The following is a 25,955-nucleotide window of genomic DNA, read 5'->3' on the forward strand; positions in this document are numbered from 1 at the left end:
CCTCTAGTAGAGGCTGGGGGTGTCGTCGGCGATGTAGTCGGCGCCCGAGTAGGCGCCGGTGCGGATCCGCTGACGCTGCAGCAGCAGGTCGTTCAGCAGGCTGGAGGCGCCGAACCGGAACCACTGCGGGTCCAACCAGGCCTCGCCGGCGATCTCGTTGACCGTCACCAGGAACTTGATCGCCTCCTTGCTGCTCCGGATCCCGCCGGCGGGCTTGACGCCCACCTGGGTGCCGGTCAGGTCCTGCCAGTCCCGCACCGCCTCGAGCATGATCAGCGTGACCGGCAGGGTCGCGGCGGGCGACACCTTGCCGGTGGAGGTCTTGATGAAGTCGCCGCCCGCCAACATCGACAGGTAGGAGGCGCGACGGACGTTGTCGTAGGTGACCAGCTCACCGGTCTCCATGATGACCTTCAGCCTGGCGTCGCCGCAGGCCTGCTTCACCTGGACGATCTGGTCGAACACGGTCAGGTAGTCGCCGGAGAGGAAGGCCCCCCGGTCGATCACCATGTCGATCTCGTCGGCCCCGGCCGAGACGGCGTCGGCGACGTCGGCCAGCTTGACCGCGACGCTGGCGCGCCCGCTCGGGAAGGCCGTGGCCACGGCCGCGACCTTGATCCCGCTGGAGCCCAGGGCGGCCTTGGCGGTGGCCACCATGTCGCCGTACACGCATACGGCCGCGGGCCGGGGTGTGCTCAGGTCGCTGGGGTCCGGGGTCAGCGCCTTGGTGCACAGGCCCCGCACCCGGCCGGCGGTGTCCGCGCCCTCCAGGGTGGTCAGGTCGATCATCGAGATCGCGGCGTCGATCGCCCAGGCCTTGGCCGTGGTCTTGATGGAACGCGTGCCGAACGTGGCGGCGCGGGCGTCGGCCCCCACCTCGTCTACCCCCGGCAGGCCGTGCAGCCAGGAGGTCAGCGCGCTGTTGGTCAGTCGGGAGACCCCGAGGATGTCGCGGGCCCGTTCCCGGGTCGTCGCGGTGGCGTCGGGGTCGACGGCGGTGTCGGTGCTCACCTGCCGGAGTCTAACGGCCCCTAGACTCGGGGCATGCCGCTCCGACTCGACCCCGTCCGCATCCCGGTCCCCGGTGGCAAGGTCATCGAGGAGCTGGCCGGCAAGGCCAGCACGCAGCACGGGAACTACTCGGTCGCCCACATGGTGGCCCCGGCCGGTTGGCAGGAGCCGGGTCAACGACCGGACTTCGACGAGGTGACCTACGTGATCGCCGGCGAGGTCCGGGTGGAGCACGACGGGGGCAGCGAGACGGTGGCGGCCGGCGAGGCGATCCTGACCCGGTCCGGGGAGTGGGTCCGCTACTCCACCGGCGACCAGGGCGCCGAGTACCTGGCCGTGTGTGTCCCCGCCTTCACCCCGGAGAGTGCCCATCGTGACGACTGAACCCCCGACCCCGACGACCGCGCCGAGTCCGGAGCAGATCCGGGCGCTGCCCAAGGCGCTGCTGCACGACCACCTGGACGGTGGGCTCCGGCCGCAGACCATCATCGACCTGGCCGACGAGGTCGGCTACGACGGGCTGCCGGCCACCGAGGAGTCGGCGCTCGCGGACTGGTTCGCCGAGTCGGCCGACTCCGGCTCGCTGGAGCGCTACCTGTCGACCTTCGACCAGGTCCTCGCCGTGATGCAGACCCCGGAGGCGCTGACCAGGGTGGCCCGGGAGTGCGTGCTCGACCTGGCCTCGGACGGTGTGGTCTACGCCGAGCTGCGCTACGCCCCGGAACAGCACCTGCGCGGCGGACTGGACCTGGACGAGGTCGTGCTGGCCGTGCACCGGGGGGTGCAGGAGGGCATGGAGGAGGTCGCCGGGTCCGGCCGACGGCCCATCGTCGCCCGGACCCTGCTGACCGCGATGCGGCACGCGGCCCGCTCCCGGGAGATCGCCGAGCTGACCGTCCGGCACCTGGGTGACGGAGTCGCCGGGTTCGACATCGCCGGTGCCGAGGCGGGGTTCCCACCCAGCCGGCACCTGGACGCCTTCGAGTTCCTGCGCCGGGAGAACGCCCACTTCACGATCCACGCCGGGGAGGCGTTCGGGCTGCCGAGCATCTGGGAGGCCATCCAGTGGTGCGGGGCCGAACGGCTCGGGCACGGGGTGCGGCTGGTGGACGACCTGACCCTGGACGGCGTGCCGGTGACCGAGGTCGAGACCCCGTATGCCGAGTGGACCGACGACATGCTGGCCGCGGTCCGCCTGGGCGCCCTCGCGGCCTACGTGCGGGACCGACGGATCCCGTTGGAGATGTGTCCCTCGAGCAACCTGCAGACCGGTGCCGCCCCGACCATTGCGGCGCACCCGATCACGCTGCTGGACCGGCTGCGCTTCCGGGTGACGCTGAACACCGACAACCGGTTGATGAGCCGCACCTCGATGAGCGGGGAGATGGGGCTGCTGGTGGACCGGGCGGGCTGGGAGCTCGCGCACCTGCGGCGCGTCACGGTCAACGCGCTGAAGTCGGCCTTCCTGCCCTTCGACGAGCGGCTGGCGATCATCGAGGACGTGGTGAAACCCGCCTACGACGGCTGACCGAGCGGTGCCCGGCGCGGTCCTCGCGCCGGTCAGTCGGGCCGGACCTTGTTCCGGAGTGCGTCCCCCAGGGCGGAGCCCACGAGCAGCCCGAGCGCGATCGCCGCCATCAGCCCCAGGACGCCCAGCACGGACTCCACCGCGGACGAGGGATCGACCACGAGCTGGCTCACCCCGACCAGGCCCAGGCTCCCGGGGACCAGCAGCCAGAACGCCGGCAGGAAGAGCACCAACCGGGCCACGTTGGGCCGACGCAGCTCGACGAGCGTGGCGCCGAGGCTGGCCGCGACGGCACCCAGGAACCCGCCCAGCGACACGCTGCCGAGGTGCTGACCCAACAACTGCGCTCCGTACGCCAGCAGCAGCACCACCAGCACCCAGGGCGCCTCCCGCACGGCCACGCTCTCCATCAGGCTGATCCCGATCGCGATGAGCAGCAGCCCCACCGGAGGACCCCACCACCCCAGGTCGTCGACCCGCACGTTGAGCAGGGTGGTCGCGGGCAGGCCCAGGAGGTACAGGGCGGAAACGATGCCCAGGGCGAACAGGCCGAGCTGGACGACGCCGTGGACGAGTCGGGCCGAGCCGGCCTGCATCTGCCCCGCGGCCAGTTCGGACATCCCGGTGACGATGAGGGCGCCCGGGAGCAGCGGCGCGATCGGCGGGAGGATGGTCCGCAGTGCCCCCTCCAGGAGGCCGGCGCGGGCCGCGGACAACACGAGGACCGCCACCACCAGCGCCGCGAGGGTCGGCAGCAGCGTGGCGACCAGGTGGTGCCGCCGCGCCAGCCGCATCAGCGCGTCGACCGCCAGGGCGCCCAGCGCCGCGGCAACCAGGTTCGGCCAGCCGGGCTGGAGCAGCCCGGCGATCCCCACGGCGACCAGGACCAGGGCCGGACCGGATGCCCAGGAGGGATAGCGGGGCCGCAACCGGCGCAACTCCGTGAGCTCGGCCATCGCCGTCGTGCCGCTGATCTGCCGGTGGTGCAGCTGGTGCCGGATCCGTCGCACCTGCGTCGCCTGGTCCAGCCGCAGCGGTGAGGTGACCTGCTCGAAGGTGGCCGGGTCGCCGCTGGCGAGCGCGATGGTCAGGCTGGTCGGGCCCGCGCCGATCTGGGCGTCGGGGTGCCCCAGCCGGGCCGCCAGGGCCACCAGCTCGGCCTCGATCTCGTGGACCGGCTGCCCGGTCGCGATCATCGCTGCGCCGAGCTCGGCGAGCAGGGTGCGGGCGTCCCCGTCGGTCATCGGGCCAACGGGTCGGGGCCCAGGACCCTGGCCCGGAGGCGGTCCTGCCGGTCGAGCCGGATCATGTCGCGGCGCCGCCGCTCGGCCATGACCGCGGACATCACCGCCTCGGGGTGCGCCCCCTGCGGAGGCGGCGGGGCCACGTGACGCATCAGGTCGGCATACAGCGCCGTCCCGGTGGCGGCCCTGGCCGGCGGGGTGAGGTCGCCGCTGCGGGCGAGGAACTGGCGCACGGCCACGGCCAGCGCGTCCGGCACCACCCCGATGTCGGTGTCCTGGGCCCACCCCATCAGCAGGTCGGGCATCGCCGGGGGAGGCGGCAGCTGGAGCCGGCTGCGGTCGCGGACCACGTAGGTGCCGGCCAGCAGGTCGCCCAGGCGCTTGCCCTTGTCGTTGGTGGCCGCGACCAGGACGGCCACGCCACCGAGCGTCAGCCAGATCTCGACCCACCCGGTGAGCCCCCGGATCAGGGCGTGCCGGAAGCCGATCGGGCCGGTGTCGTCGCGGACCGTGCGCAGCCCGAGGGCGAGTTTGCCGACGGTGCGTCCCCGGGTCAGCGTCTCCTGGGTGACCGGGACCGCGACGAAGGCCGAGACGACGATCAGGATGACCAGGGCCTGGAGCAGCGCCAGGTCGCTGCCGACCAGCGACCAGGGCGCTATCCAGACGATGAGGGCCAGCAGCACGAAGACGATGATCAGGTCGATCGCGCCCGAGGCGATCCGGAGCGGCAGGGTCGCGGGGGGCAGGTCGATCTCGACGGCCTCGGAGGTGACGAAGCCGTCGCGTTCGAAGATGCCCCGAGCCGCCATGGTGCGGTCAGCGTACCGACCCGTGGGTCCCCGCCGCCTATCCTGGGACGGTGGATCTCGACGCGCTGGTCTCGCGCAGGCAGGGTGGGTGGCAACGGCTGTCCGACCTGTCCCGGCAGCGGCGGCTGGACGGGGAGCAGGCCGACGAGCTGCTCGACGGCTACCAGCGGGTGGCGACCGACCTGTCGATGGTCCGCTCGACCGCTCCCGACCCCTCGCTGGTGACCCACCTGTCGACCATCCTGGCCGGGGCCCGCCAACGCTCGGCGGGGGCCCGGAGCATGTCGTGGGCAGGGGTCGGCCGGTTCTTCGTCGAGGACTTCCCCGCGGCGCTCTACCGGCTCCGCTGGTGGTGGGGGCTGACCGCGATCATCAGCGTCCTGGTCGGGCTGGCGCTGGGGTCCTGGCTGTACTACCACCCCGTCGTCGAGAACACCCTGTTGTCGCCGGTGGAGGTCCAGCAGCTGGTCGACGTGCAGTTCGAGTCCTACTACTCCGAGCACGCCGCCAGCAGCTTCGCCACCCAGGTGTGGGTGAACAACGCGTGGGTCGCCGCGCAGTGCATCGCCCTCGGGGTGCTCGGGCTGCCGGTGGTCTACGTGCTCTGGCAGAACGTCTCCAACGTCGCCGTCATCGGCTCGCTGATGCACCAGCACGGCCGGGCGGACGTCTTCTGGGGGCTGATCACCCCGCACGGGCTGCTCGAGCTGACCGCCGTCTTCGTCGCCGCCGGGGTGGGGTTGCGCCTGTTCTGGGCGTGGGTGGATCCCGGGCCGCAGACCCGCCTGGCCTCCCTCGGCAGGGAGGGCCGCACCGCCGCGGGGGTCGCCCTCGGCCTCGTCGTGGTGCTGCTCGTCTCCGGCCTCATCGAGGCGTTCGTGACCCCCTCGCCCCTGCCGACCTGGGCCCGGGTGGGCATCGGGGTGCTGGCCCTCCTGCTGTTCCTCGCCTACGTCTTCACCCTCGGGCGTGCGGCGGTCCGCCGGGGCGTCAGCGGGGACGTGGACGAGTCCTTTGTCGCGGCCTCCGCCCCGACCGCCGGCTGAGCGCCGGCGGCGGCCCCCGGACACCGGCAGGTGCAGGCGCTACAGCAGGCCCTGGGCCTTGAGCGCCAGGTAGTGGTCGGCCAGCATCGGGGGTAGCGCCTCCGGGTCGGCCTCCAGGACGTGCACGCCCATCCGCTCCAGCGCGTCGCCGGTGCGCCGCCGCAACGAGATCGTGCGTTCGGCCGCGGCGGCGTCGTAGACGTGTTCCAGGTCCGAGAGGTCCTCCCGCATCCGGCCCAGTTCCGGGTCGGCCACCGATGCGAGGACGACCCGGTGGTGCGCGGTCAGGGCGGGCAGCACGGGGAGCAACCCCTCCTCGACGGCCGCGGGTTCCAGGGCAGTGAGCAGCACGACGAGGGCGCGGCGCCGGGTGAGGGCGGTGACCCGGCCGGCCAGCATCGTCCAGTCCGCCTCCACGAGCACCGGCTCGATCGGTGCCATCACGGTGACCAGCTGGTGCAGCAGCGCCGTGCGGTCGGTGTTGGGGGTGACCCGTCCCCGGATCTGCCGGTCTCCGGCGATCAGGTCGATCCGGTCGCCGGCCCTGGACGCCAGGGCGGCCAGCAGCAGGGCGGAGTCCATCGCCGCGTCGAGCCGCGGCTGGTCCTCGATCCGGGCCGCGCTGGTGCGTGAGGTGTCCAGCACCAGGATCACCCGGCGGTCCCGCTCGGGCTGCCAGGTGCGCACCACCACGTGCTGGCGGCGGGCGGTGGCCCGCCAGTCGATGGAGCGCACGTCGTCCCCCTCGACGTAGTCGCGCAGGGAATCGAACTCGGTGCCCTGCCCGCGGGTGCGCACCGCCGACCGGCCGTCGATCTGCCGCAACTGGGCGAGCCGGCTCGGCAGGTGCTTGCGCGAGTGGAACGGGGGCAGCACCCGGACCGAGCCCGGGACGCGGAACGACTGCTGCCGCGCGGCGATCCCGAGCGGGCCGGTGAGCCGGAGGGTGACCGCGTCGGTGCGGCGGTCGCCGCGGCGGGTGGGGAGCAGGTCGGTGGTGAACCGGCGCCGCTCGCCACCCGGGATGTCCACGGTGTGCGGGTCGCCGCGGGCCCCGGCCGACGGGACCCAGGCGTCCCGCATCCTGCCCCGGACCCGGCGCCGTCCGGGGTTGCCGACCCGCAGCGTGGTCGAGGCGGGCTCGCCGAGGCGCACCTGGGTGTCCGCGGAGCGGTCCAGGGAGAGCGAGGACGGCTTGGGGGCGAGGAGCAGGTCGGCCAGGAAGACCAGGAGACAGCCGAGCACCCACCACCGGACGGTGGTCATCGAGGGCCACTGGGCCACCGGGAACAGCCCGAGCAGCACCAGCGCCGCGGCCCGCCAGGTCAGTGCCACCGGTCCTCCTCCGTGCGTGGGTGTGGTCAGGTCTGTCGTGGCCGGTGCGTCAGCGGGGGACGGGCACGGCGTTGAGGGCGCTGTCCAGCACCGAGGTGACCGAGACGCCCTCCAGCTCGGCCTCGGGGCGCAGCGACAGCCGGTGCGCGAGCGTGCCGTGGGCGAGGGCCTTGACGTCGTCGGGGGTGACGAAGCCCCGGCCGTTGAGCCAGGCCCAGGCCCGGCTGGTGCCCAGCAGGGCCGTGGCGCCCCGGGGGCTCACCCCGAGCTGCAGCGAGGGGGACTGCCGGGTGGCCCGGGCGATGTCGACGATGTAGGCCGCGACCTCCGGGGCGACCTGGACCGACCGCAGGGCCGCGGACCCGGCTGCGAGGTCGGCCGGGCCGGCCACCGGTCGCACCCCGGCGGCGGCCAGGTCCCGGGGGGTGAAGCCGCCCGCGTGCCTCCGGAGGACCTCCAACTCGTCCTCCCGCGGCGGGACCGGCAGGACGACCTTAAGCAGGAAGCGGTCGAGCTGGGCCTCCGGCAACGGGTAGGTGCCCTCGTACTCCACCGGGTTCTGGGTGGCGGCGACGAGGAACGGGTCGGGGAGCGGGCGCGGCGACCCGTCCACCGTCACCTGCCGTTCCTCCATCGCCTCGAGCAGCGAGGACTGCGTCTTGGGTGGCGTGCGGTTGATCTCGTCGGCCAGCAACAGGTTGGTGAACACCGGGCCCGGACGGAACTCGAAGTCGCTGCTGCGCGAGTCGTAGACCAGCGACCCGGTGACGTCCCCGGGCATCAGGTCCGGGGTGAACTGGACCCGTTTGGTGTCCACGTCCAGGGCGGTGGCCAGGGTGCGCACCAGCAGAGTCTTGGCCACCCCCGGCACCCCCTCCAACAGGATGTGCCCCCGCGCCAGCAGCGCCACGATCATCCCCGACACGGCCGCGTCCTGACCGACCACGGCCTTGGCCACCTCGGCGCGGACCCGGTGCAGCGCCTCCCGTGCCTGCTCGGGGCTGCGCTGTCCGTGCTCCTGCTGCGACGTCGTCATCAGCCGATCATCCCTTCCTCGATGGACCGCACCTCGCGGGCGATCCGGACCAGTGTCTCGTCATCGGGCGCGGTCGGGTCCGCGAGCACCCGCCGCAGTTCATCGGTATGCCGACCGGTGGCCAGGGCCGTCTGCTGCACCACGGTCCCGGGGTCGGAGGTCGCCGGGAGCCCGAGCCGGACCGCGATCCGGCGCCGGGCCGCGAGCTGCAGCGAGGCCAGGGCCCGCTGTCGGTCCCCGGCACGCTGGTACATCCGGCTGCGGCTCTGCGTGGTCTCCACCGAGCGGACGACCGCGGGCAGCGGCTCGGTCACCACCCGGCCCAGGCGGCGGCCCCGCCACACCATCGTGGTGGCCAGGGCCACCAGGAGCAGCACGGTCGAGGGGACCACGAGGTCGGGCAGCACGTCGATCAGCGACTGGGCGGTCGCGTCCTCGCCGGCGTCCCCGGGTGCCGGGACGTACCAGACGAGCCGTTCGCTCGCGCCCAGCAGCCGGAGGCCGATCGCGGCGTGGGCCTCGGTCTCGATGTGTTCGTTGGTCAGCGCGCTGCCGATCCCGGCCAGCACGACCAGCGGCCGGTCGGTGTCGCCGGCCAGCTGCACGACATACCCGGACATCGCGCCACCCGCGTTGTAGCCCGGGCTGGGCGGGAAGCAGGCCCGCGCCAACTCGCGGTCCCCCGTGACGTCGACGAGCACGTCCCCCCTGGCCAGCCGGTCCCCCTCGCGCCAGTTCGTGGCGGTGTCCTCGCACCCGGCCCCGGCGGGAGAGCTCAGGCCGCGTTCGGTGACCCGCACCGGGAGGTCGAGGAGGTCGCCCACGTTCTGCGAGGGGTTCAGCACGAGGAGGGTGTCGGCATCCCGGGTGCGGGCCATCAGGGTGTCGCCGGCCTGGGTCCCGAGCAGCGAGGTACCGGAGACCAGGACCGTCGTCCCTGGGCCGGTGTCCTGCCGCTCCAGGGCGGGGAGCCCGCGGGCGATGGTGACCTCCACGCCCTGCTGCTCGAGCACCCGGGCGAGCGCCGCCATGCCCCCGTCCTCGGGGTTCTCCGGGTCCAGCGGCAACTGGTTGCTGCCGCGCATCCCGGCGAGGACCGCGGAGGCCACGGCCACCACGAGCAGCACGCCGACCCAGAGGGCGAGACGGCGGGTGCGCGCCCCGGTCATCCGACGAGTGCCCGGGCCGGACGGGTGCGGGCCAGGACGCGGTCGAGCTCACGCACCCGCTCCGCCTCCTGCTGATCGGTGTGCTGGTCGCCGTAGCAGACGGCGTCGAACAGGTCGGCTGCCTGGCCGATCTGGTCGGCGTGCTGGGGGAACGGGCCGCGCAGCCCCACGGCCACCTCGTGCGCGGTGGTGCCGGGCAGCTCGTCGAGCAGGGTGCGTTCCTCGGCGCCGGCCGCGATGGCCCGGTAGGAGTCGAGCAGCACCGCGTCCCAGTCGCCGGCCCGGACCGCGGCTGCTGCCCGGTCCCGGTAGTCCTGGGCCGACATCCCCGGCTCGTCGAGGACGGGGCGCGCCCCCGGCTCGCGGAGCCGGCTACCGCGGCGCGTCCCCCGGACCGCGAAGCCGACGGCCACCAGGACCAGCGCCAGGACCGCCCCGAGCAACAGGGTCGACAGGCCGGAGGAACCGGGCAGGATCTCGATCAGCCCGTCGATCCGCTCCAGCAGCCATCCGACGGCCTTGCGGACGAAGGACTCGGGACGGTGGTAGTCGCTCTTGCTGAGCTCCCGGGAAAGCAGGTCGCGCGCCTCGTCCCGGTCCGGGTCGAGGAAACCGGCGAACACGTCAGGCACCGCGGCCGGCCGCACGCTCCTGCGCCGCCTTGACCAGCCCGACGTCCAGGCCCTCCCGCCGGATCCGCTGGTCCAGGTAGAGCAGGGCGGCCACGCCGGCGGTGAACGGGGTCACCACGGCGTTGACGACGAGGGAGACGACGTGGTCGAGGACGACCTGGCCGTAGAAGAGGGCCGTGCCGTCGCCGGTGCCCAGGTTCAGCAGGGCCCCCAGGGCGAACACGAAGACCGAGCTGACGGCCACCGAGAAGATCAACCCCAGGATCCCGGCGAGGATGGTGATCCCCAGCACCCGCCAGGCCTGGCTGCCGGTGGTCAGCGCCCAGGAGCGCTTGATCCCGGTGACCGGCCCGGCCTTCTCCAGGACGACCGCGGCGGAGGCGAGCGACAACCGAGCGTAGAGCCACAGGAACAGGGGGACGCACCCGATGATCACGGGCACCAGCAGGACGGCGCCGACCGGGCCGAGCGCGACGACCAGGAGCGTGGAGACCAGGACGATGGCGAGCGCGACGGCCAGCAGCCCCACGAAGACGAGCAGGGTCACCCCGACGAGCGCCAGCAGCCGGCCGCGGACCGCCCGCCAGGTCTGGCCGATCCCGACCCTGTCGCCGAGCGCGGCCTCGCTCACCACGTAGATCACGAACCCGCTCAGCGCCAGCGTCGCGATGCTGGTCAGCAGGTTCGGGATCAGGCTGGCGAGGGCCACCTGGTCGGTCAGCGCGAGGTCGAACAGCCGCGGCAGGTACAGCGAGAGCAGCAACGAGGGCACCAGCATGATGCCCAGCACGAGGACGGCCATCCCGATGGTGGCCTCGGGATTGCGCCGCATGGTCCGCAGCGACCCCTCGAAGATGTCGCCCATCGTGAGCCGCCGCAGCGGGATGACCCCGGGCTTGTTCAGCCGCATCAGCTGCTCCGGGGGCAACTGGTGCCAGGCGCCCCCGGTGGGTGAGCCGTACTGTCCGGGTTGGGCGTACCCGGGGGGCTGCTGCCCGTAGGCCGGGGGTTGTCCGTAGGAGGGAGGTTGGGCGTACCCGGGGGGCTGTTGCCCGTATGCCGGGGGTTGGCCGTATGCGGGAGGCTGCCCGTATGCCGGGGGTTGGCCGTACTGCGGGAAGGGCCGGGTGCCGTCCTGCGGGATGGGCCGGGTGCCGTCCTGGGGGATGGGCTGGGTGCCGGAACCGTCGTCGTGGCCGGCTCCCGGGCCGGGGTCCGGGTCGTCGTCCGCCCCGGGCACGCGCCAGCCGCGCGGCTCCTGCGGCGGCTGTCCCATCTGCTGCCCTCCCTAGGCGTGTGAGGCGCTGGGCAGGTCCCGACTCAGTTCCTCCGCCTCGCGTGCGGTCATCGGCTCGGCACCCAGGGCCTGTTGCGCCCCGACGATACCTGGTTCGGCGCGACGCAGGGCCAGTCCCCGGCGCACCAGGGTGAGCGGTGGCTTGCGGCGCTCGGCGAGATCCCGGGCGAGGCGGCGGGCGAAGGTCTTCCACGGTCGGCCCCGGACGCACCAGGCGGCGCCGAGCAGTCCGCGGTCCCGCAGCGGGGCGATGGTGTGGGCGGCGAAGATGCCCTCCGCGATCACGATCGGATGACCGCCGGTGATCACCCGGTGCCGACCGGACACCCGAGAGGTGGAGATGTCGTAGACCGGCACCTCCACGGAGCCCTCCCGGCAGAGGGTCGTCAGGGCGTCGACCGCGTCCGTCAGGCACCAGGACCGCACGTCGTCCCAGTCCGGCAGCCCCTCCAGAGGACTCATCGGCAGGTCGGGGTCCCCGAGCTCGCGGTAGAAGTCGTCCAGCTGGACGACGGGCCACCCGTGCGTGTCGTGCAGACGCCGCGCCAGCCGCGACTTGCCGGCGCCGCTGGGGCCGCAGAGCACGACGACGCGGGTGGGGCTGGGGGAGTCGGCGGCCGTCACGGAGCGACAGTGTAGGTGGACCGGTCGCGTCGCACCTCACCCGTCGGGGCCCGGCGGTGCTGCCCCTGGTGAGGGTGCGGGTTCCCTAGACTGGCCGGACCATGACGATGCGACCGCGCTCCGACTCCCACCAGGACGGCGTCGACCGGACCTTCCGCACCCTGCCCGCCCGCGTGATCGGGCTGGGCCTGGTCGTCGTGTGCGTCGTGATGGGTGTCCTGCTGACCCGGGGGGAGCAGGAGCGCGACCTGAGCGTGCTGACCCCGATCGCGGTGATGGCCCTGGTGATCGCGGTCGTGTGGGTCGTGCTGCTGCGTCCCTGCGTGCGGCTCAGCCGGACCGGGATCCACCTGAGCAACCTGGTGACCGACGTCGACGTGCCCTTCGAGCACGTGGCGCGGATCGGCAACCGGTGGGCGCTGGAGGTGGTCGACACCGCCGGGCGGACGCACAGCTCGTGGGCCGTCCCGGCCCGCCGCGACTACGGTCTGCGCCGCCCGATCGACAGCTACGCCGAGGCCACCCAGAAGGGCAGGGCCCGGGAGTCGGTGCACGCCGAGCACGTCCGTGGGCACGTGGAACACGCCGTGCAGCGGTGGCAGATGGAGGGCGGGCGCACCGAGGAGGGCCAGCCGGCCCGGGTCCGGTGGGCGTGGTCCGCCCTCGGACCACTGGCCGCGACGCTGGTGTTCCTCGTCGTGGCGCTGCTCGCCGGCTGACCCGCGCACCACACCGGCCGGCGCCGCTCGGTGATCCGGCGTCAGACCCGGGTGAGGACCTCCAGGTCCGCCCGCACGGCCGCCAGGCGGCGGGCCGCCTCCTGCCTGGCCGTGGCGAGCTCACCCTCGACCGGGACGATCGCCTCGAGGTACACCTTCAGCTTGGGCTCGGTCCCGCTCGGACGCACGATCGCCCGGGTGTCGTCGGCCAGGTAGTAGCGCAGCCCCTCGGTCGGTGGGAGGTCGTCGCTGCCCTGCGCCAGGTCCTCCGCCCGTGCGACGGCCACCCCGCCGAGTTCCTGCGGCGGCGTGCTGCGGAGCCGGTCCATCACGGTCCCGATCAGCGTGAGGTCCTCCACCCGCACGGCGAACGCGTCGGTCTGGTGGACGCCGTGCTCGCGGGCCAGGTCGTCGAGCACCTCCCGCACCGTGCGCCCCTCGCGCCGCAGGCCCGCCACGATCTCGGCGATCATCAGGGCCGCGGAGATGCCGTCCTTGTCGGGCACGGTGCCCGGGTCGACGCAGTAGCCCAGCGCCTCCTCGTAGCCGAAGGCCAGGTGCGGGACCCGGCCGATCCACTTGAAGCCGGTGAGCGTCTCCGCGGCGGGCAGCCCTGCAGCCGCCGCCATGGTGCCCAGCAGGCGGGAGGACACGATGGAGCGGGCCAGCACCGTGCGGTCCGACGTCGGGTCGATCCGGCGGGCGATCACGTGCCAGCCCAGGAGGGCGCCCACCTCGTCACCACGCAGCATCGCCCAGCCGTCCGGGCCGGGGGCCGCGACGGCGCACCGGTCCGCGTCGGGGTCGTTGGCGATGACGATGTCCGGGGACTCCTGCTCGGCCAGCGCCAGCGCGGCGTCGATCGCCCCGGGCTCCTCGGGGTTCGGGAAGGCCACGGTGGGGAAGTCCGGGTCGGGTGCCGACTGCGTCAGCACGGTGGAGGGCTCGGGGAAACCGGCCGCCCGGAAGGCCTCCACCAGGACGGCCGAGCCGACGCCGTGCAGCGCGGTGTGCACGATGGAGACCTCGCGCGGGCCGGCCGGGTCGAGCACCCCGACCGCGGCGGCGACGTAGGCCTGCACCAACCGGTCGTCCAGGGTCTGCCACCCCTGCGTCGCCAGCGGCACCGAGGCGGCCGACGGCACCGCGCCGATGTGCGCGGCAATGTCGGCGTCGGCGGGTGGCACGATCTGCGACCCGTCGCCGAGGTAGACCTTGTAGCCGTTGTCCTGCGGCGGGTTGTGGCTGGCCGTGACCATCACCCCGGCATCGGCCGCCAGGTGGCCGATCGCGAAGGCGAGGACCGGCGTGGGCAGCGGCCTGGGCAGCACCATCGCCCGCCCGCCGGCGGCGGTGACCACGGCGGCGGTGTCGCGGGCGAAGACGTCGGAGTTGTAGCGCGCGTCGAACCCGATGACCACGGTCGGCTCGGGGTCCACCCGCTCCTTCAGGTAGGCCATCAGGCCGGCCGCGGCCCGGATGACGACCACCCGGTTCATCCGGTTGGGACCCGCGCCGAGGGCACCGCGCAACCCGGCGGTGCCGAACTGCAGCAGCCCGGCGAACCGGTCGGCCAGGTCCTCGGTGGCCTCGGCAGCGTCGGCCTCGTCGGTGCCCTGGACGCGGTCCAGCAGGCGGGCGAGCTCCGCGCGGGTCACCTCGTCGGGGTCGTCGTCCACCCAGGCCCGGGCCCGGGCGATGAGGTCTGCGCGGCCGGACGGGTCGGCATACGGCTCGGTCATCCCGGCCTCAGATCCGGCCGACGATGTCGGCGAGCAGGCGGCCGCACCGCTGGGCCGCGGCCTGGCCGGCCTCGAGGACCTCTTCGTGGGACAGCGGCTCCGGGCTGATCCCCGCGGCCGGGTTGGTGACCAGCGAGATGCCCAGCACCTCCAGGCCAGCCTGCCGGGCGGCGATCGCCTCCAGCGTGGTGGACATGCCGACGAGGTCGGCGCCCAGGATCTTGGCCATCTGCACCTCGGCCGGGGTCTCGTAGTGCGGCCCGCGGAACTGGGCGTACACGCCCGAGTCGAGATCCGGGTCGACCTCCAGGGCCAGCTCGCGCAGCCGCGGCGTGTAGAGATCGGTGAGGTCGACGAAGGTGGCCCCCTCGATCGGGGAGGCACCGGTCAGGTTGAGGTGGTCGCGGATGAGAACCGGGGTGCCGGGCGCCCAGTCCGGGTTCAGCCCCCCGCAGCCGTTGGTGAGCACGATGGTGCGGCACCCGGCGGCGGCTGCGGTGCGCACCCCGTGCACGACGGCCCGCAGGCCGCGCCCCTCGTAGAAGTGGGTCCGGGTGCCGAAGACCAGGGCGTGCCGGTCCGTGTCACCGATCCGGACCGACCGCATCGCGCCGGAGTGTCCCGCGACGGCGGCGGCGGAGAAGCCCGGGACGTCGGTGTTCTCGATCGTGGCCACGGTCTCGCCGATCAGGTCCCCGGTCGCTCCCCAGCCGGAGCCGAGGACCAGGGCGACGTGGTGGTCGGGCACGCCGCTGCGCTCGGCGATGACATCGGCCGCGGCCTGCGCCACGGCGAACGGATCCACCTGGGGATCGGACAGGTCGGGGAATCGGGAGTTCACCGGCTCAGCGTACCGATGGTTGGATGGTCCGGTGAGTACTCAGAAGTCAGTCGTGGTGATCGGTGGCGGACCCGGGGGGTACGAGGCGGCACTGGCAGCGGCGCAGCTCGGCGCCCAGGTGACGGTGGTCGAGCGGGAGTCCGTGGGAGGGGCGGCGGTGTTGACCGACTGCGTCCCCAGCAAGGCGCTGATCGCGACCGCCGACTTCATGGACCGGTTCTCGGCGGCGAAGCGGATCGGGGTCGGCTTCGACGGGGCGCCGGGGGACCAGGGGGTCACCGCGCACCTGGGTGAGATCAATGCTCGGATCATGACGTTGGCCACCGCCCAGAGCACCGACATCGCCGAACGGCTGGAGTCCAACGGCATCGACATCGTCCGGGGCGCCGGGCGGCTGCTCGAGCCGGGCCTGGTGGAGGTGGCGACCGAGGTCGACGCGGTCGAGTCGGGGGAGCAACCGGCGCCCTCCGAGGGCGAGGTCCGTGCGGGACGGACCGTGCAGCTGCCCGCCGACGTCACCCTGATCGCGACGGGTGCCCGGCCCCGGGTGATGGACACGGCCGTGCCCGACGGGGAGCGGATCCTCACCTGGCAGCAGATCTACGAGCTCCAGGAGCTGCCGACCCGGCTGATCGTCATCGGGTCAGGTGTCACCGGTGCCGAGCTGGCCCACGCCTACCTCGGGTTGGGCTGCGAGGTCGTGCTCGTGTCCTCCCGGGACCGGGTGCTGCCCGGCGAGGACGCCGACGCGGCGAACGTGCTGGAGGACGTCTTCCGGCGCCGGGGGATGGAGGTGCTGAACCGCTCGCGGGCCGCCGGGGTCCAGCGCGCGGGGGACGGGGTGGTCGTCGAGCTCGAGGACGGGCGCACCGTCGAGGGCAGCCATGCCCTCCTCGCCGTCGGGTCCCTGCCGAACTCCACCGACATGGGCCTGGAGGAGGCCGGGGTCGTGCTGGGCCGGGCCGGCCACATCGAGGTCGACCGGGTGTCCCGGACCAACGTCAACGGGATCTATGCGGCCGGTGACGTCACGGGCGTGCTGCCGCTGGCCTCCGTCGCGGCCATGCAGGGCAGGATCGCGATAGCGCACGCCCTGGGCGACGCGGTGGCCCCGCTGTCGCTGGGCCGGGTGTCCTCCAACATCTTCACCGACCCCGAGATCGCGACCGTCGGCATCTCCCAGGCCGACATCGACGAGGGCCGGGTCGAGGCCCGCGGCGTGATGCTGCCGCTGACCAAGAACCCGCGGGCGAAGATGCAGAACGTGCGCGACGGCTTCGTGAAGATCTTCGCCCGCAAGGGCAGCGACACCATCCTGGGCGGCGTGGTCGTGGCGCCACGCGCCAGCGAGCTGATCTTCCCGATCGCGCTCGCCGTCGCCAACCGGCTCAACGTCGACCAGTTCGCCTCCACCTTCACGGTCTACCCCTCGATGTCCGGCTCCGTCGCCGAGGCCGCCCGGCAGCTGCACTCGATGGCCGACTGAATGCCCGACTGATTGGCCCGCTGACCGTCCCCGGTCGGGCGCGTCGGGCAGACTGGGGGGATGGCTGACGGACCCCGGCCGTGGGTGCTGCACGTCGACCTCGACGAGTTCATCGCCGCGGTGGAGGTGCTGCGGCACCCCGAGCTCGCGGGCCGACAGGTGATCGTCGGCGGGCGCGGCGACCCGACCGAGCGGGCGGTCGTCGCCACCGCCTCCTACGCCGCCCGGGAGCTCGGCATCCGGTCCGGTATGCCGTTGCGCGTCGCGGTGCGCAAGGCGCCCCGGGCGGTGCTCCTGCCTGTGGACCACCCCGCCTACGAGGAGGCGTCGGAGCAGGTCATGGCCACCCTGCGCGAACTCGCAGTGGTGGAGGTGCTCGGCTGGGACGAGGCCTTCCTCGGGGTGAGCACCGACGATCCGGAGTCGTTCGCCCTGCGGGTGCGCGAGACGGTGCTGGCCGCCACCCGGCTGCACTGCTCGGTCGGGATCGGTGACACCAAGGTGCGGGCCAAGATCGCCACCGGCTTCGGCAAACCGCGCGGGATGTTCCGACTGACCGCGGAGAACTGGTTCCCGGTGATGGGGGAGCGCCCGGTGATCGACCTGTGGGGCGTCGGCCCCAAGGTGTCCCGCAGGCTGGAGGGTCACGGCATCCGGACCGTCGCGGAGCTCGCCGCGGCTCCGCGGGAGGAGCTGGTCGCCGAGTTCGGACCCAGGATGGGTGCCTGGTACGCCGACCTCGGCCACGGGCTCGGGCCGACCGTGGTCGACGACAGCCCGTGGATCGCCCGCGGGCGCAGCCGGGAGACCACCTTCCAACAGAACCTCACCACCCCGGACCAGGTGCGGGAGGCTGTCCGGGAACTGGCCGAACGCGTCGTCGAGGACACGGCGGCGGAGGGGCGGCCGGTGTTCCGGGTGGGGCTGAAGGTGCGCTACGCCCCGTTCCAGACCTTCCTGCGCAGCCACAAGCTGCCGGCGCCGACCCGGCGCCCGGAGGACGTCGTCCAGGCCGCCCTGGACCTGGTCGACCGCCTCGACCCCGAGCGGGAGGTGCGGCTGCTGGGCGTGCGGGCCGAGCTGGTCATGCCCGAGGAGGGCGACCCTGCCGAGCGCACCCCGGTGCGCGGGCGGCTCTGAACCCACCCGCATGACGGTCCCCGGGCGACGGGGCGGTGCGACGGGCGGTGACGGTGGGGACCGGGCCGACCCCGGTCAGGCGATCTCGCAGATGGTGGCGCCGTTGCCGACCGTCTCCCCGACCGAGGCGCTGAGACCGGTGACGGTGCCGGCCTTGTGGGCGTTGATCGGCTGCTCCATCTTCATCGCCTCCAGCACCACGACCAGGTCGCCCTCGGCGACCTCCTGACCCTCCTCGACGGCGATCTTGACGATCGTGCCCTGCATGGGGGCGGTGACCGCGTCTCCGGAGGCCGCGGCCGCGGCCGAGCCGCCACGAGCCCGCTTGGGGGCCTTCTTGCGGGCCCCGCCGGTGCCGCCCCCGCCCCCGAGGGCGAGATCGCCGGGGAGCGAGACCTCCAGCCGCTTGCCGCCGACCTCGACCACGATGGTCTGCCGGGGCTCCGCCTCGGACTCCCCGTCCGCGGTCGGGCCGGAGTAGGGCTCGATGGTGTTGTCGAACTCGGTCTCCATCCAGCGGGTGTGGACCGAGAACGGCGTGGTCGGGTCCGCCGGGGCGAAGGCCGGGTCGTCGACGACGGCGCGGTGGAAGGTGAGCGCCGTGGGCATCCCCTCGACCCGGAACTCGGCGAGCGCGCGACGGGAACGGGCCAGCGCCTCGGCGCGGTCCCGGCCGGTCACGATCAGCTTGGCCAGCATCGAGTCGAACGCGCCGGAGATGACGTCGCCCTGCTCGACACCGGAGTCCAGGCGGACGCCGGGCCCGCTGGGGACCTGGTAGGTCAACACGCTGCCGGGGGCCGGCAGGAAGCCGCGCCCCGGGTCCTCGCCGTTGATCCGGAACTCGATCGAGTGTCCGCGCACGGTGGTGTGGTCGTACCCCAGCGGCTCGCCGTCGGCGATCCGGAACTGCTCCCGGACCAGGTCGATCCCGGTGACCTCCTCGCTGACCGGGTGCTCCACCTGGAGCCGGGTATTGACCTCGAGGAAGGAGATCGTGCCGTCCTGCCCGACCAGGAACTCACAGGTCCCGGCGCCGACGTAGCCGGCCTCGGTGAGGATCGCGGTCGAGGCCCGGACCAACTCGTCGTGCTGCTCCTGGGTGAGGAAGGGTGCGGGCGCCTCCTCCACGAGCTTCTGGTGCCGGCGCTGCAGGGAGCAGTCGCGGGTCGAGACGACCACGACCGTGCCGTGCTGGTCGGCCAGGCACTGGGTCTCCACGTGTCGGGGCTTGTCCAGGTAGCGCTCGACGAAGCACTCACCGCGGCCGAAGGCGGAGACGGCCTCGCGGACGGCCGAGTCGAACAGCTCGGGGATCTCCTCGATGGTGCGGGCCACCTTCAGGCCGCGTCCCCCGCCGCCGTAGGCCGCCTTGATCGCCACGGGGAGGCCGTGCTCCTGGGCGAAGGCCACGACCTCGTCGGCGTCGGCCACCGGGTCCTTGGTGCCGGGCACCAGGGGCGCGCCGGCGGCGGTGGCGATGTGCCGCGCCTTGACCTTGTCGCCCAGCGCGTCGATCGCCTCGGGACCAGGCCCGATCCAGGTCAGCCCGGCATCGATGACCGCCTGGGCGAAGGAGGCGTTCTCGGCGAGGAAGCCGTAGCCGGGGTGCACGGCGTCCGCGCCGCTGCGCCGGGCCACCTCGAGCAGCTTCTCCTGCACCAGGTAGGAGTCGCCGGGTGTGCTGCCGCCCAACGAGTAGGCCTCGTCGGCCACCTTGACGTGCAGTGCGTCGCGATCCGGCTCGGCATACACGGCGACCGAGCCCAGGCGGGCGTCCGTGCAGGCCCGGGCGATGCGCACGGCGATCTCGCCGCGGTTGGCGATGAGGACTTTGCTGATCGGCATGCGCCGAACTCTAGTGCCCCCGCCCGCGACAGGGGCAGCGCGCCCGCCCGGCGGGGTCGTCGGTTCAGCCATCGGTGCCCGCCAGCCGGGTCAGGTCGGCGCGGCAGCGCTCGGCGACCCCCTCGAGCTCGCCCAGCGCCGCCTCGATGTCCCGCTGGCGGGCGAGGAGGTCCTCCCGCTGGCGCTCGATCTGCTCCAGCAGGTAGCGCAACTGGCCCACCTCGCCGGGCTGCTCGTCATACATCCCGATGATGCGGCGGATCTCCTCCAGGGAGAAGCCGAGCCGGCGTCCCCGCATGATCAGCTGCATCCGGATGTGGTCCCTGCGGTGGTAGACGCGCACGGTGCCCCGCCGCTCGGGGGAGACCAGCCCCAGGTCCTCGTAGTGCCGGATGGTGCGGTGCGTGATCCCGAATTCCTCGGCGACCTGGGCGATCGTCCAGGTCCGGCCGGGGTCCGGGGTGCGGTCGTCACCCGGGTCGGTGGGGCGCAGGGCCGGTGCACTTGTCATGGACACCAGAATGCTTTACGTTTACGTCAACGTCAAGCAGTGCGCCGACCGGTGCACGACCCTGCAGCGAAAGGCCGGCACCGATGTTCGAGCTGACCAAGGACCATGAGGACTTCCGCAACCTGGTGCGCGACTTCGCCGAGGGCGAGGTGGCCCCGCACGTCGAGGCGTGGGACCGGGACAGCCACTTCCCGGCCGACCTGGTGCCCAAGATGGGTGAGCTGGGCCTGTTCGGCCTGAACGCCCCCGAGGAGTTCGGCGGGGCCGGGCTGGACGAGGGCGGGTTCACCTACCTGTGCCTGGCGATCGAGGAACTCGGCCGGGTGGACCAGTCGATCGGCATCACCCTGTCCGCGGGCGTGGGGCTGGGGATCAACCCGATCCTGACCTACGGCAACGACGAGCAGAAGCAGACCTGGCTGCCGGACCTGATCGCCGGACGGGCGCTGGCCGGCTTCGGCCTCACCGAGCCCGAGGCGGGCTCGGATGCCGGGGCCACCCGGACCCGGGCCACGCTGGCCGACGGACAGTGGACCATCAACGGTGCCAAGGCGTTCATCACCAACTCCGGCACGGACATCACCTCCGTCGTCACCGTCACCGCCCGCACCGGCGAGACCGCCGACGGCAAGGCCGAGATCAGCGCGATCATGGTCCCCGCGGGCACGCGCGGCTTCACCGTGGAGCCGGCCTACCGCAAGCTCGGCTGGCACATCTCCGACACCCACGGCCTGACCTTCGAGGGCTGCCAGGTCCCGGAGACCAACCTGCTCGGCCAGCGGGGGGAGGGGTTCAAGCAGTTCCTGAAGACCCTCGACGACGGCCGCATCGCGATCGCCTCGTTGGCCGTCGGCTGCGCCCAGCGGATGCTCGAGGAGTCCACCGAGTACGCCAAGACCCGGATCGCCTTCGGCAAGCCGATCGGGGTCAACCAGGGTGTGTCCTTCCAGCTCGCCGACCTGGCCGTCAGCGTCGAGGCCGCCCGGCTGCTCACCTACAAGGCGGCCTGGCTCAAGGACGAGCAGGAGGCCGGCCGGCGGGGCGTCGCCGAGGTCAAGCACGCGGCCTCGATCGCCAAGCTGTACGCCACGGAGGCGGCCGTCACGGCCACCCGCACCGCCACCCAGATCTTCGGCGGCAACGGCTTCATGGAGGAGTACCCGGTCGCCCGGTTCTTCCGCGACGCCAAGATCCTCGAGGTCGGTGAGGGGACCTCCGAGGTCCAGCGGATGCTGATCGGCCGGGGCCTGGGCCTGCCCACCGCCTGACCGTCCGGCACACCGACGCGACGGGACCTGACACGATGACACCCATGACACCCCGGACCGACCGCGGACGCACCCCCTTCGCCGACCCGTCGGAGGGCGGCGACGCCAAGGTGGGCGACCTGCGCCGGCGGCTCGCCTCGGCATACCTGGCCTCTGAGGCGCCCACCGACAAGGCGCGCGCCAAGCTGGACGGCCAGCACAAGCTCTACGTGCGGGACCGGATCGCGCTGCTCTTCGACGAGGGCACCTTCGTCGAGGACGGGCGGTACGCGAACGCCACCGCCCAGGGGTTACCGGCCGACGGCGTGGTCACCGGGCGTGGGGAGGTCGACGGCCGGCCCGCGATCGTGGTGGCCAACGACCCCACCGTCAAGGCGGGCTCCTGGGGGGCGCGCACCGTCGAGAAGATCATCCGGGCCACCGAGGCGGCGCTGCGCGAGGAGCTGCCGATCTTCTGGTTCGTCGACTCCGCCGGTGCCCGGATCACCGACCAGGTCGACCTGTTCCCCGGGCGGCGCGGCGCGGGCCGGATCTTCCACAACCAGGTCGCGCTCTCCGGGAAGGTCCCGCAGATCTGCTGCCTGTTCGGTCCGTCGGCCGCCGGCGGCGCCTACATCCCCAGCTTCACCGACATCATCATCATGGTCGAGGGCAACGCCTCCATGTACCTCGGCAGCCCCCGGATGGCCGAGATGGTCGTCGGCGAGAAGGTCTCCCTGGAGGAGATGGGCGGTGCCCGGATGCACTGCACCGTGTCCGGCGTGGGGGACCTGCTGGCACAGGACGACACCGAGGCGATCGAGCTGGCCAAGCTCTACTTCTCGTACGTCCCGGACACCTGGCAGGCTCCGGCACCCCGCTACGTGGCGGAGGCCCCCGCGGCGCCGCTGACCCGGCACACCGTCCCGGAGGCCGAGTCCCAGCCGTTCGACGTGCACGAGGTCATCGACGGCCTGGTGGACGACGACAGCTTCTTCGAGATCAAGCCGCTGTTCGCGGCCGAGCTGGTGATCGGCTTCGGCCGGATGGACGGCGAGACCGTCGGGATCGTGGCGAACAACTCCGCCGTCAAGGGCGGGGTGCTGTTCACCGACTCCGCCGACAAGGCGGCCCGCTTCATCTGGCTGTGCGACGCCTTCGGCATCCCGCTGCTCTACCTGGCCGACGTGCCGGGCTTCATGATCGGCTCCGAGGTCGAGCGGGGCGGGATCATCCGGCACGGCGCCAAGATGGTGTCCGCGGTGTCCGAGGCCACCGTCCCGCAGTTCTGCGTCGTGCTCCGCAAGGCCTACGGCGCCGGGCTGTACGCGATGGGCGGACCCGGCTTCGGGCCGGACGCCACGCTGGCGCTGCCGACCGCAAAGATCGCGGTGATGGGCCCAGAGGCCGCGGTCAACGCGGTCTTCGCCAACAAGATCGCCGAGATCGAGGACCCCGACGAGCAGAGCGCCTTCGTCGCGGCCCGGCGCTCCGAGTACGAGGAGGACGTCGACCTGGAGCGGCTCGCCGCCGACCTGGTCATCGACGGCATCGTCGAGGCCGACGCGCTGCGCGAGGAGTTGCTCCACCGGCTGCGCTACGCCGCCCGCCGGGACCGGCACTTCTCGACCAAGCGGCACGGGGTCCCGCCGGTCTGATCCCCCGGTCCCGGCCGCGCTCCGGCCGGCCCGGGCGTAGATTGCCCGGATGACTCGCGCCTCGCGTCCAGGGTCGCCCGGCGGGGCCGGGGTGGCGTCGCTGCACGGGGTGCTCGGGCGGCTGCGCACCGAGTCCGGCGCTGCCGGGCTCCTGGTCGTGGTCACCCTCGTGGCCCTCCTGTGGGCGAACTCGCCCTGGTCGGGCTCCTACACCGCGCTGTGGCACACCCCGGTGAGCCTGCGGGTGGGCGACCTCACCCTGGACATGGACCTGCACCACTGGGTGAACGACGGCCTGATGGTGATCTTCTTCTTCCTGATCGGGCTCGAGGTGCGGCAGGAACTCGCGGTCGGCGCGCTCCGCGACCGCAGCCGAGCACGGGTCCCCCTGGTGGCCGGACTGGCCGGGGTGCTCGTGCCCGCCCTGATCTACCTGGCCGTCGTCGGGGGCGGTGAGGCCGCCCGGGGGTGGGGCGTCGTCGTCGGGACCGACACCGCGTTCCTGCTGGGGGCGCTCGCCATCGTCGGTCCCGCCCTGTCCAACCAGCTGCGGATCTTCCTGCTCACGCTCACCGTGGTCGACGACTTCCTCGCGGTCTCCATCATCGGGCTGGTCTACAGCGAGGACCTCGAGGTGGTGCCGCTGCTGGTGGCGGTGGGGTGTCTTGGCGCGCTCTGGCTGCTCGCCCGCACCCGGCAGTGGCGCAGCGCCCCGTATGTCGTGGTGGTGGTCCTCCTCTGGTACGCCACCGTCACCGCGGGCGTCCACCCCTCGCTCGCGGGGATGGCCGCGGGGCTGCTGGTGCCGGCCTACGCCACGCAGCGGCACAAGGTGGAGGCGGCCAGGACCCTGTTCCGGGACTACTGGCAGTCGCCGCAGGCCGGGGTCGAACGGTCGGTCCGCCGCGGGCTGGCCCGGTCCATCTCGGTCAACGAGCGGCTCCAGGAGTCGCTCCGGGGGGCCTCCGCGCTGGTGATCGTGCCGGTCTTCGCCCTGGCCAACGCGGGCGTCGACCTGCGCGGCGGGTTGCTCGGGGAGTCGCTGGGGTCGACCGTCACCTGGGGCGTGGTGCTGGGCCTGGTGGTCGGCAAGTTGGTCGGCATCGCGCTCGCGACGTTCGCCGCCGTGCGGCTGGGACTGGGCCAGCTGCCCGAGGGGGTGGGACGGGGGAGCGTGCTGGGAGGTGCCGCGCTCTCCGGCATCGGGTTCACCGTCTCGTTGCTGATCATCGGCCTCGCCTTCGACAGCGCCTCCGACCTCGGCCGGGAGGCGACCGTCGGCGTGCTGCTGGCCATGGTGCTGGCGGCCGCGCTCGGGTGGGCCATCTTCCGGCTCGCGGCGCGCAGGTGGGGGGAGACCACGGCCGACCTCCCGACGACCCTGGAGCCGGCGGCGGGGTCCGGGGCGGACCACGTCCGCGGCGAGCCGGACGCGCCGCTGACGCTGGTCGAGTTCCTCGACTTCGAGTGTCCGTTCTGCGCCCGGGCCACCGGGATGTGGCGGGACCTGCACGCGCACTTCGGTGCCGACCTGCGGTATGTCGTCCGCCACCTCCCCCTGGAGGACGTGCACCCGCACGCGTGGGGCGCCGCGGTCGCGGCCGAGGCGGCCGGGCGGCAGGGCCGGTTCTGGGAGATGCACGACCTGCTGTTCAGCAGGCAGGACGCCCTGGAGACGTCGTCGCTGCTGGGGTATGCCGACGAGCTCGGCCTGGACGTCGAGCAGTTCGCCTTCGACCTGGAGGACCCCGACGTCGCCGACCTGGTGCAGCGGTCCGCCGACAGTGCCCGGGTGAGCGGGGCGCGCGGCACCCCCACCTTCTTCGTCAACGGGCACCGGCACCGCGGACCGCACGACGCGCGGACCCTGATCGAGGCGCTCGAGCGCGCGAGGCGGGGTTAATCGGCCGGGCCGTCGACCGCGGCCAACGCGACCAGGGCACGCTCCGCGGCGGCCCGCACGCGGGCGTTCGGGTCCTCCCGGAGCCGCGCCACGGTCCCGGTGAGGTCCGCCAGAACACGCGCCCTGGCCACCTTGAGCCCCATCTCCCGCACCCGCCAGTGCTCGTCCCGCAGCGCCTGCCCCACCACGTCCACGGTGCGGCCCCGCCCGGCCTCCCCGGGCGGCCACACGTAGAGCAGGCCGCGACACCCCCACACGCGACACCAGTAGCCGGGCCAGTCCTCGCTGCCGCCCAGCCACCGGAGGTCGGGGTCGTCCGGTCGCTCGCGTTCCCCGACGAGCCGGCAGCACCAGTCCACGACCGCGTCCTCCCCGAAGGCCGCGGCCGCCGCGGCCAGCAACACCCGGGGGTGCGCGCCCGCCGGCGGCGCGGTCGGGGAGGACGGGGTCATCCCCGGCCCACCCCGTGGTCCCGGAGCTCGTGGAAGAGCAGGCCGAGCTGGCCGAGCAGGTCCCGCAGCAGCGGCAGGCTGAGCCCCACGACGGTGTGGAAGTCCCCCTCGATGGCGGTCACGTAGGGGCCACCGAGCCCGTCGACGGTGAAGGCACCGGCGACCTGCAGCGGCTCACCGGTCGCGACGTAGGCCTCGATCTCGGTGTCGGACAGCTCCGCGAAGTGCACGGTGGTGGAGGCGGTCCCGCCCACGGTGCCCCCGCTGCCGCCGGCGTCCGGGTCCCGCAGGTCGGTCAGCCAGTGCCCGGTGTGCAGCACCCCGGAGCGCCCCCGCATTGCACGCCACCGGGTGGTGGCCTCCGCCGCGTCCCGGGGCTTGCCGTGGATGCTCCCGTCCAGCTCCAGGACCGAGTCGCAGCCGAGGACGAGGTCGGCCGGGGGGAGGCCGGCCGCGACCGCCTCGCACTTGGCCCTCGCCAGGGTGAGCGCGACGTCGGCCCCGGGGAGCGGTCCGTGGACCTGCTCGGCGCGGTGCAGGGCCGCGTCCTCGTCGACGTCGGAGACGATGACGAGGGGGTCCACACCCGCGGAGCGGAGGGTGCTCAACCGGGCAGGGGAGGCGGAGGCGAGGACGAGGCGGGTGGACACCGCGTCAGGTTAACCCGGCGCCGA

General features: G+C 73.3%; 24 protein-coding genes. 9 read left to right on the forward strand and 15 right to left on the reverse strand.

The features are described from left to right. Positions 1 to 3 precede the first annotated feature (3 nt). Positions 4 to 1,011: a deoxyribose-phosphate aldolase gene (deoC, locus tag FB467_RS06730; protein ID WP_141784411.1), complete on the reverse strand. Its 1,008-nt coding sequence runs from the start codon at positions 1,009 to 1,011 to the stop codon at positions 4 to 6. Between the two features lie 33 nt (positions 1,012 to 1,044). On the opposite strand from deoC, the gene FB467_RS06735 reads away from it, so the two are divergent. Continuing rightward, on the forward strand, positions 1,045 to 1,395 hold the full coding sequence (locus FB467_RS06735) for a cupin domain-containing protein (protein WP_141784412.1): 351 nt from the start codon (positions 1,045 to 1,047) through the stop codon (positions 1,393 to 1,395). Continuing rightward, positions 1,385 to 2,539, forward strand: coding sequence for an adenosine deaminase (locus FB467_RS06740; protein WP_211350569.1), 1,155 nt, complete (start codon positions 1,385 to 1,387; stop codon positions 2,537 to 2,539). The genes FB467_RS06735 and FB467_RS06740 overlap by 11 nt, the downstream gene beginning before the upstream one ends. A gap of 32 nt (positions 2,540 to 2,571) precedes the next feature. Here FB467_RS06740 and FB467_RS06745 read toward each other — a convergent pair whose 3' ends face one another. Together FB467_RS06745 and FB467_RS06750 are read right to left on the reverse strand one after the other, a co-directional pair. Further along, on the reverse strand, positions 2,572 to 3,783 hold the full coding sequence (locus FB467_RS06745; protein WP_141784413.1) for a threonine/serine exporter family protein: 1,212 nt from the start codon (positions 3,781 to 3,783) through the stop codon (positions 2,572 to 2,574). Next, entirely contained in the window at positions 3,780 to 4,595 is an 816-nt protein-coding gene (locus FB467_RS06750; protein ID WP_141784414.1) for an RDD family protein, read from the reverse strand. The genes FB467_RS06745 and FB467_RS06750 overlap by 4 nt, the downstream gene beginning before the upstream one ends. 50 nt (positions 4,596 to 4,645) lie before the next feature. Between FB467_RS06750 and FB467_RS06755 the strand changes: the two genes are divergently transcribed. Continuing rightward, entirely contained in the window at positions 4,646 to 5,641 is a 996-nt protein-coding gene (locus tag FB467_RS06755; protein WP_141784415.1) for a stage II sporulation protein M, read from the forward strand. Between the two features lie 39 nt (positions 5,642 to 5,680). Here the strand turns inward: FB467_RS06755 and FB467_RS06760 are convergent, their stop codons facing one another. The 6 genes from FB467_RS06760 to FB467_RS06785 are packed head-to-tail and all read right to left on the reverse strand — an operon-like array spanning position 5,681 to position 11,734. After that, positions 5,681 to 6,976: a DUF58 domain-containing protein gene (locus FB467_RS06760; RefSeq protein ID WP_141784416.1), complete on the reverse strand. Its 1,296-nt coding sequence runs from the start codon at positions 6,974 to 6,976 to the stop codon at positions 5,681 to 5,683. Positions 6,977 to 7,025: 49 nt separating this feature from the next. Beyond that, positions 7,026 to 8,012, reverse strand: coding sequence for an AAA family ATPase (locus tag FB467_RS06765; RefSeq protein WP_141784417.1), 987 nt, complete (start codon positions 8,010 to 8,012; stop codon positions 7,026 to 7,028). After that, the gene (locus FB467_RS06770) at positions 8,012 to 9,181 is read right to left on the reverse strand and encodes a DUF4350 domain-containing protein (protein ID WP_141784418.1); all 1,170 of its coding nucleotides are present in this window, start codon (positions 9,179 to 9,181) and stop codon (positions 8,012 to 8,014) included. The genes FB467_RS06765 and FB467_RS06770 overlap by 1 nt, the downstream gene beginning before the upstream one ends. Then, positions 9,178 to 9,813 (reverse strand): DUF4129 domain-containing protein, encoded by a 636-nt coding sequence (locus FB467_RS19285; protein ID WP_141784419.1) that lies wholly within the window; start codon positions 9,811 to 9,813, stop codon positions 9,178 to 9,180. The genes FB467_RS06770 and FB467_RS19285 overlap by 4 nt, the downstream gene beginning before the upstream one ends. Further along, complete coding sequence (locus tag FB467_RS06780) at positions 9,806 to 11,089, reverse strand: DUF7847 domain-containing protein (protein WP_141784420.1); 1,284 nt, start codon at positions 11,087 to 11,089, stop codon at positions 9,806 to 9,808. The genes FB467_RS19285 and FB467_RS06780 overlap by 8 nt, the downstream gene beginning before the upstream one ends. Before the next feature lie 12 nt (positions 11,090 to 11,101). After that, positions 11,102 to 11,734: a uridine kinase family protein gene (locus FB467_RS06785; protein WP_228393269.1), complete on the reverse strand. Its 633-nt coding sequence runs from the start codon at positions 11,732 to 11,734 to the stop codon at positions 11,102 to 11,104. A gap of 101 nt (positions 11,735 to 11,835) precedes the next feature. Between FB467_RS06785 and FB467_RS06790 the strand changes: the two genes are divergently transcribed. Then, positions 11,836 to 12,453 (forward strand): hypothetical protein, encoded by a 618-nt coding sequence (locus tag FB467_RS06790; RefSeq protein ID WP_141784421.1) that lies wholly within the window; start codon positions 11,836 to 11,838, stop codon positions 12,451 to 12,453. A 41-nt stretch (positions 12,454 to 12,494) separates the two neighbouring features. Here the strand turns inward: FB467_RS06790 and FB467_RS06795 are convergent, their stop codons facing one another. Beyond that, positions 12,495 to 14,195, reverse strand: coding sequence for a phospho-sugar mutase (locus FB467_RS06795; RefSeq protein ID WP_141784422.1), 1,701 nt, complete (start codon positions 14,193 to 14,195; stop codon positions 12,495 to 12,497). A gap of 7 nt (positions 14,196 to 14,202) precedes the next feature. Then, on the reverse strand, positions 14,203 to 15,036 hold the full coding sequence (locus FB467_RS06800; RefSeq protein ID WP_141784423.1) for a purine-nucleoside phosphorylase: 834 nt from the start codon (positions 15,034 to 15,036) through the stop codon (positions 14,203 to 14,205). 31 nt (positions 15,037 to 15,067) lie between these two features. Here FB467_RS06800 and FB467_RS06805 point away from each other — a divergent pair, with 31 nt between their 5' ends. Both FB467_RS06805 and FB467_RS06810 read left to right on the forward strand, forming a co-directional pair. Continuing rightward, a complete protein-coding gene (locus FB467_RS06805; RefSeq protein ID WP_228393268.1) occupies positions 15,068 to 16,522 on the forward strand; it encodes an NAD(P)H-quinone dehydrogenase in 1,455 nt (484 codons plus the stop codon). A 60-nt stretch (positions 16,523 to 16,582) separates the two neighbouring features. Further along, positions 16,583 to 17,662 (forward strand): DNA polymerase IV, encoded by a 1,080-nt coding sequence (locus FB467_RS06810; protein WP_141784425.1) that lies wholly within the window; start codon positions 16,583 to 16,585, stop codon positions 17,660 to 17,662. Between the two features lie 75 nt (positions 17,663 to 17,737). Here FB467_RS06810 and FB467_RS06815 read toward each other — a convergent pair whose 3' ends face one another. Further along, on the reverse strand, positions 17,738 to 19,510 hold the full coding sequence (locus FB467_RS06815; protein WP_141784426.1) for an acetyl/propionyl/methylcrotonyl-CoA carboxylase subunit alpha: 1,773 nt from the start codon (positions 19,508 to 19,510) through the stop codon (positions 17,738 to 17,740). Between the two features lie 64 nt (positions 19,511 to 19,574). Then, the gene (locus tag FB467_RS06820) at positions 19,575 to 20,021 is read right to left on the reverse strand and encodes a MerR family transcriptional regulator (protein ID WP_141784427.1); all 447 of its coding nucleotides are present in this window, start codon (positions 20,019 to 20,021) and stop codon (positions 19,575 to 19,577) included. An 83-nt stretch (positions 20,022 to 20,104) separates the two neighbouring features. On the opposite strand from FB467_RS06820, the gene FB467_RS06825 reads away from it, so the two are divergent. The 3 genes from FB467_RS06825 to nhaA are packed head-to-tail and all read left to right on the forward strand — an operon-like array spanning position 20,105 to position 24,829. Next, positions 20,105 to 21,289, forward strand: coding sequence for an acyl-CoA dehydrogenase family protein (locus FB467_RS06825; protein WP_141784428.1), 1,185 nt, complete (start codon positions 20,105 to 20,107; stop codon positions 21,287 to 21,289). Between the two features lie 44 nt (positions 21,290 to 21,333). Next, a complete protein-coding gene (locus FB467_RS06830; RefSeq protein WP_141784429.1) occupies positions 21,334 to 22,926 on the forward strand; it encodes an acyl-CoA carboxylase subunit beta in 1,593 nt (530 codons plus the stop codon). 49 nt (positions 22,927 to 22,975) lie between these two features. Next, positions 22,976 to 24,829, forward strand: coding sequence for a Na+/H+ antiporter NhaA (gene nhaA, locus FB467_RS06835; protein WP_141784430.1), 1,854 nt, complete (start codon positions 22,976 to 22,978; stop codon positions 24,827 to 24,829). On the opposite strand, the gene FB467_RS06840 is transcribed toward nhaA, so the two are convergent. Beyond that, entirely contained in the window at positions 24,826 to 25,281 is a 456-nt protein-coding gene (locus FB467_RS06840) for a hypothetical protein (protein ID WP_141784431.1), read from the reverse strand. The genes nhaA and FB467_RS06840 overlap by 4 nt on opposite strands. Next, the gene (locus FB467_RS06845) at positions 25,278 to 25,931 is read right to left on the reverse strand and encodes a Maf family protein (RefSeq protein WP_141784432.1); all 654 of its coding nucleotides are present in this window, start codon (positions 25,929 to 25,931) and stop codon (positions 25,278 to 25,280) included. The genes FB467_RS06840 and FB467_RS06845 overlap by 4 nt, the downstream gene beginning before the upstream one ends. Between the last annotated feature and the right edge of the window lie 24 nt (positions 25,932 to 25,955).

It is taken from the genome of Ornithinicoccus hortensis (assembly GCF_006716185.1).
In the GTDB taxonomy this organism is placed as follows: Bacteria; Actinomycetota; Actinomycetes; order Actinomycetales; family Dermatophilaceae; genus Ornithinicoccus; species Ornithinicoccus hortensis.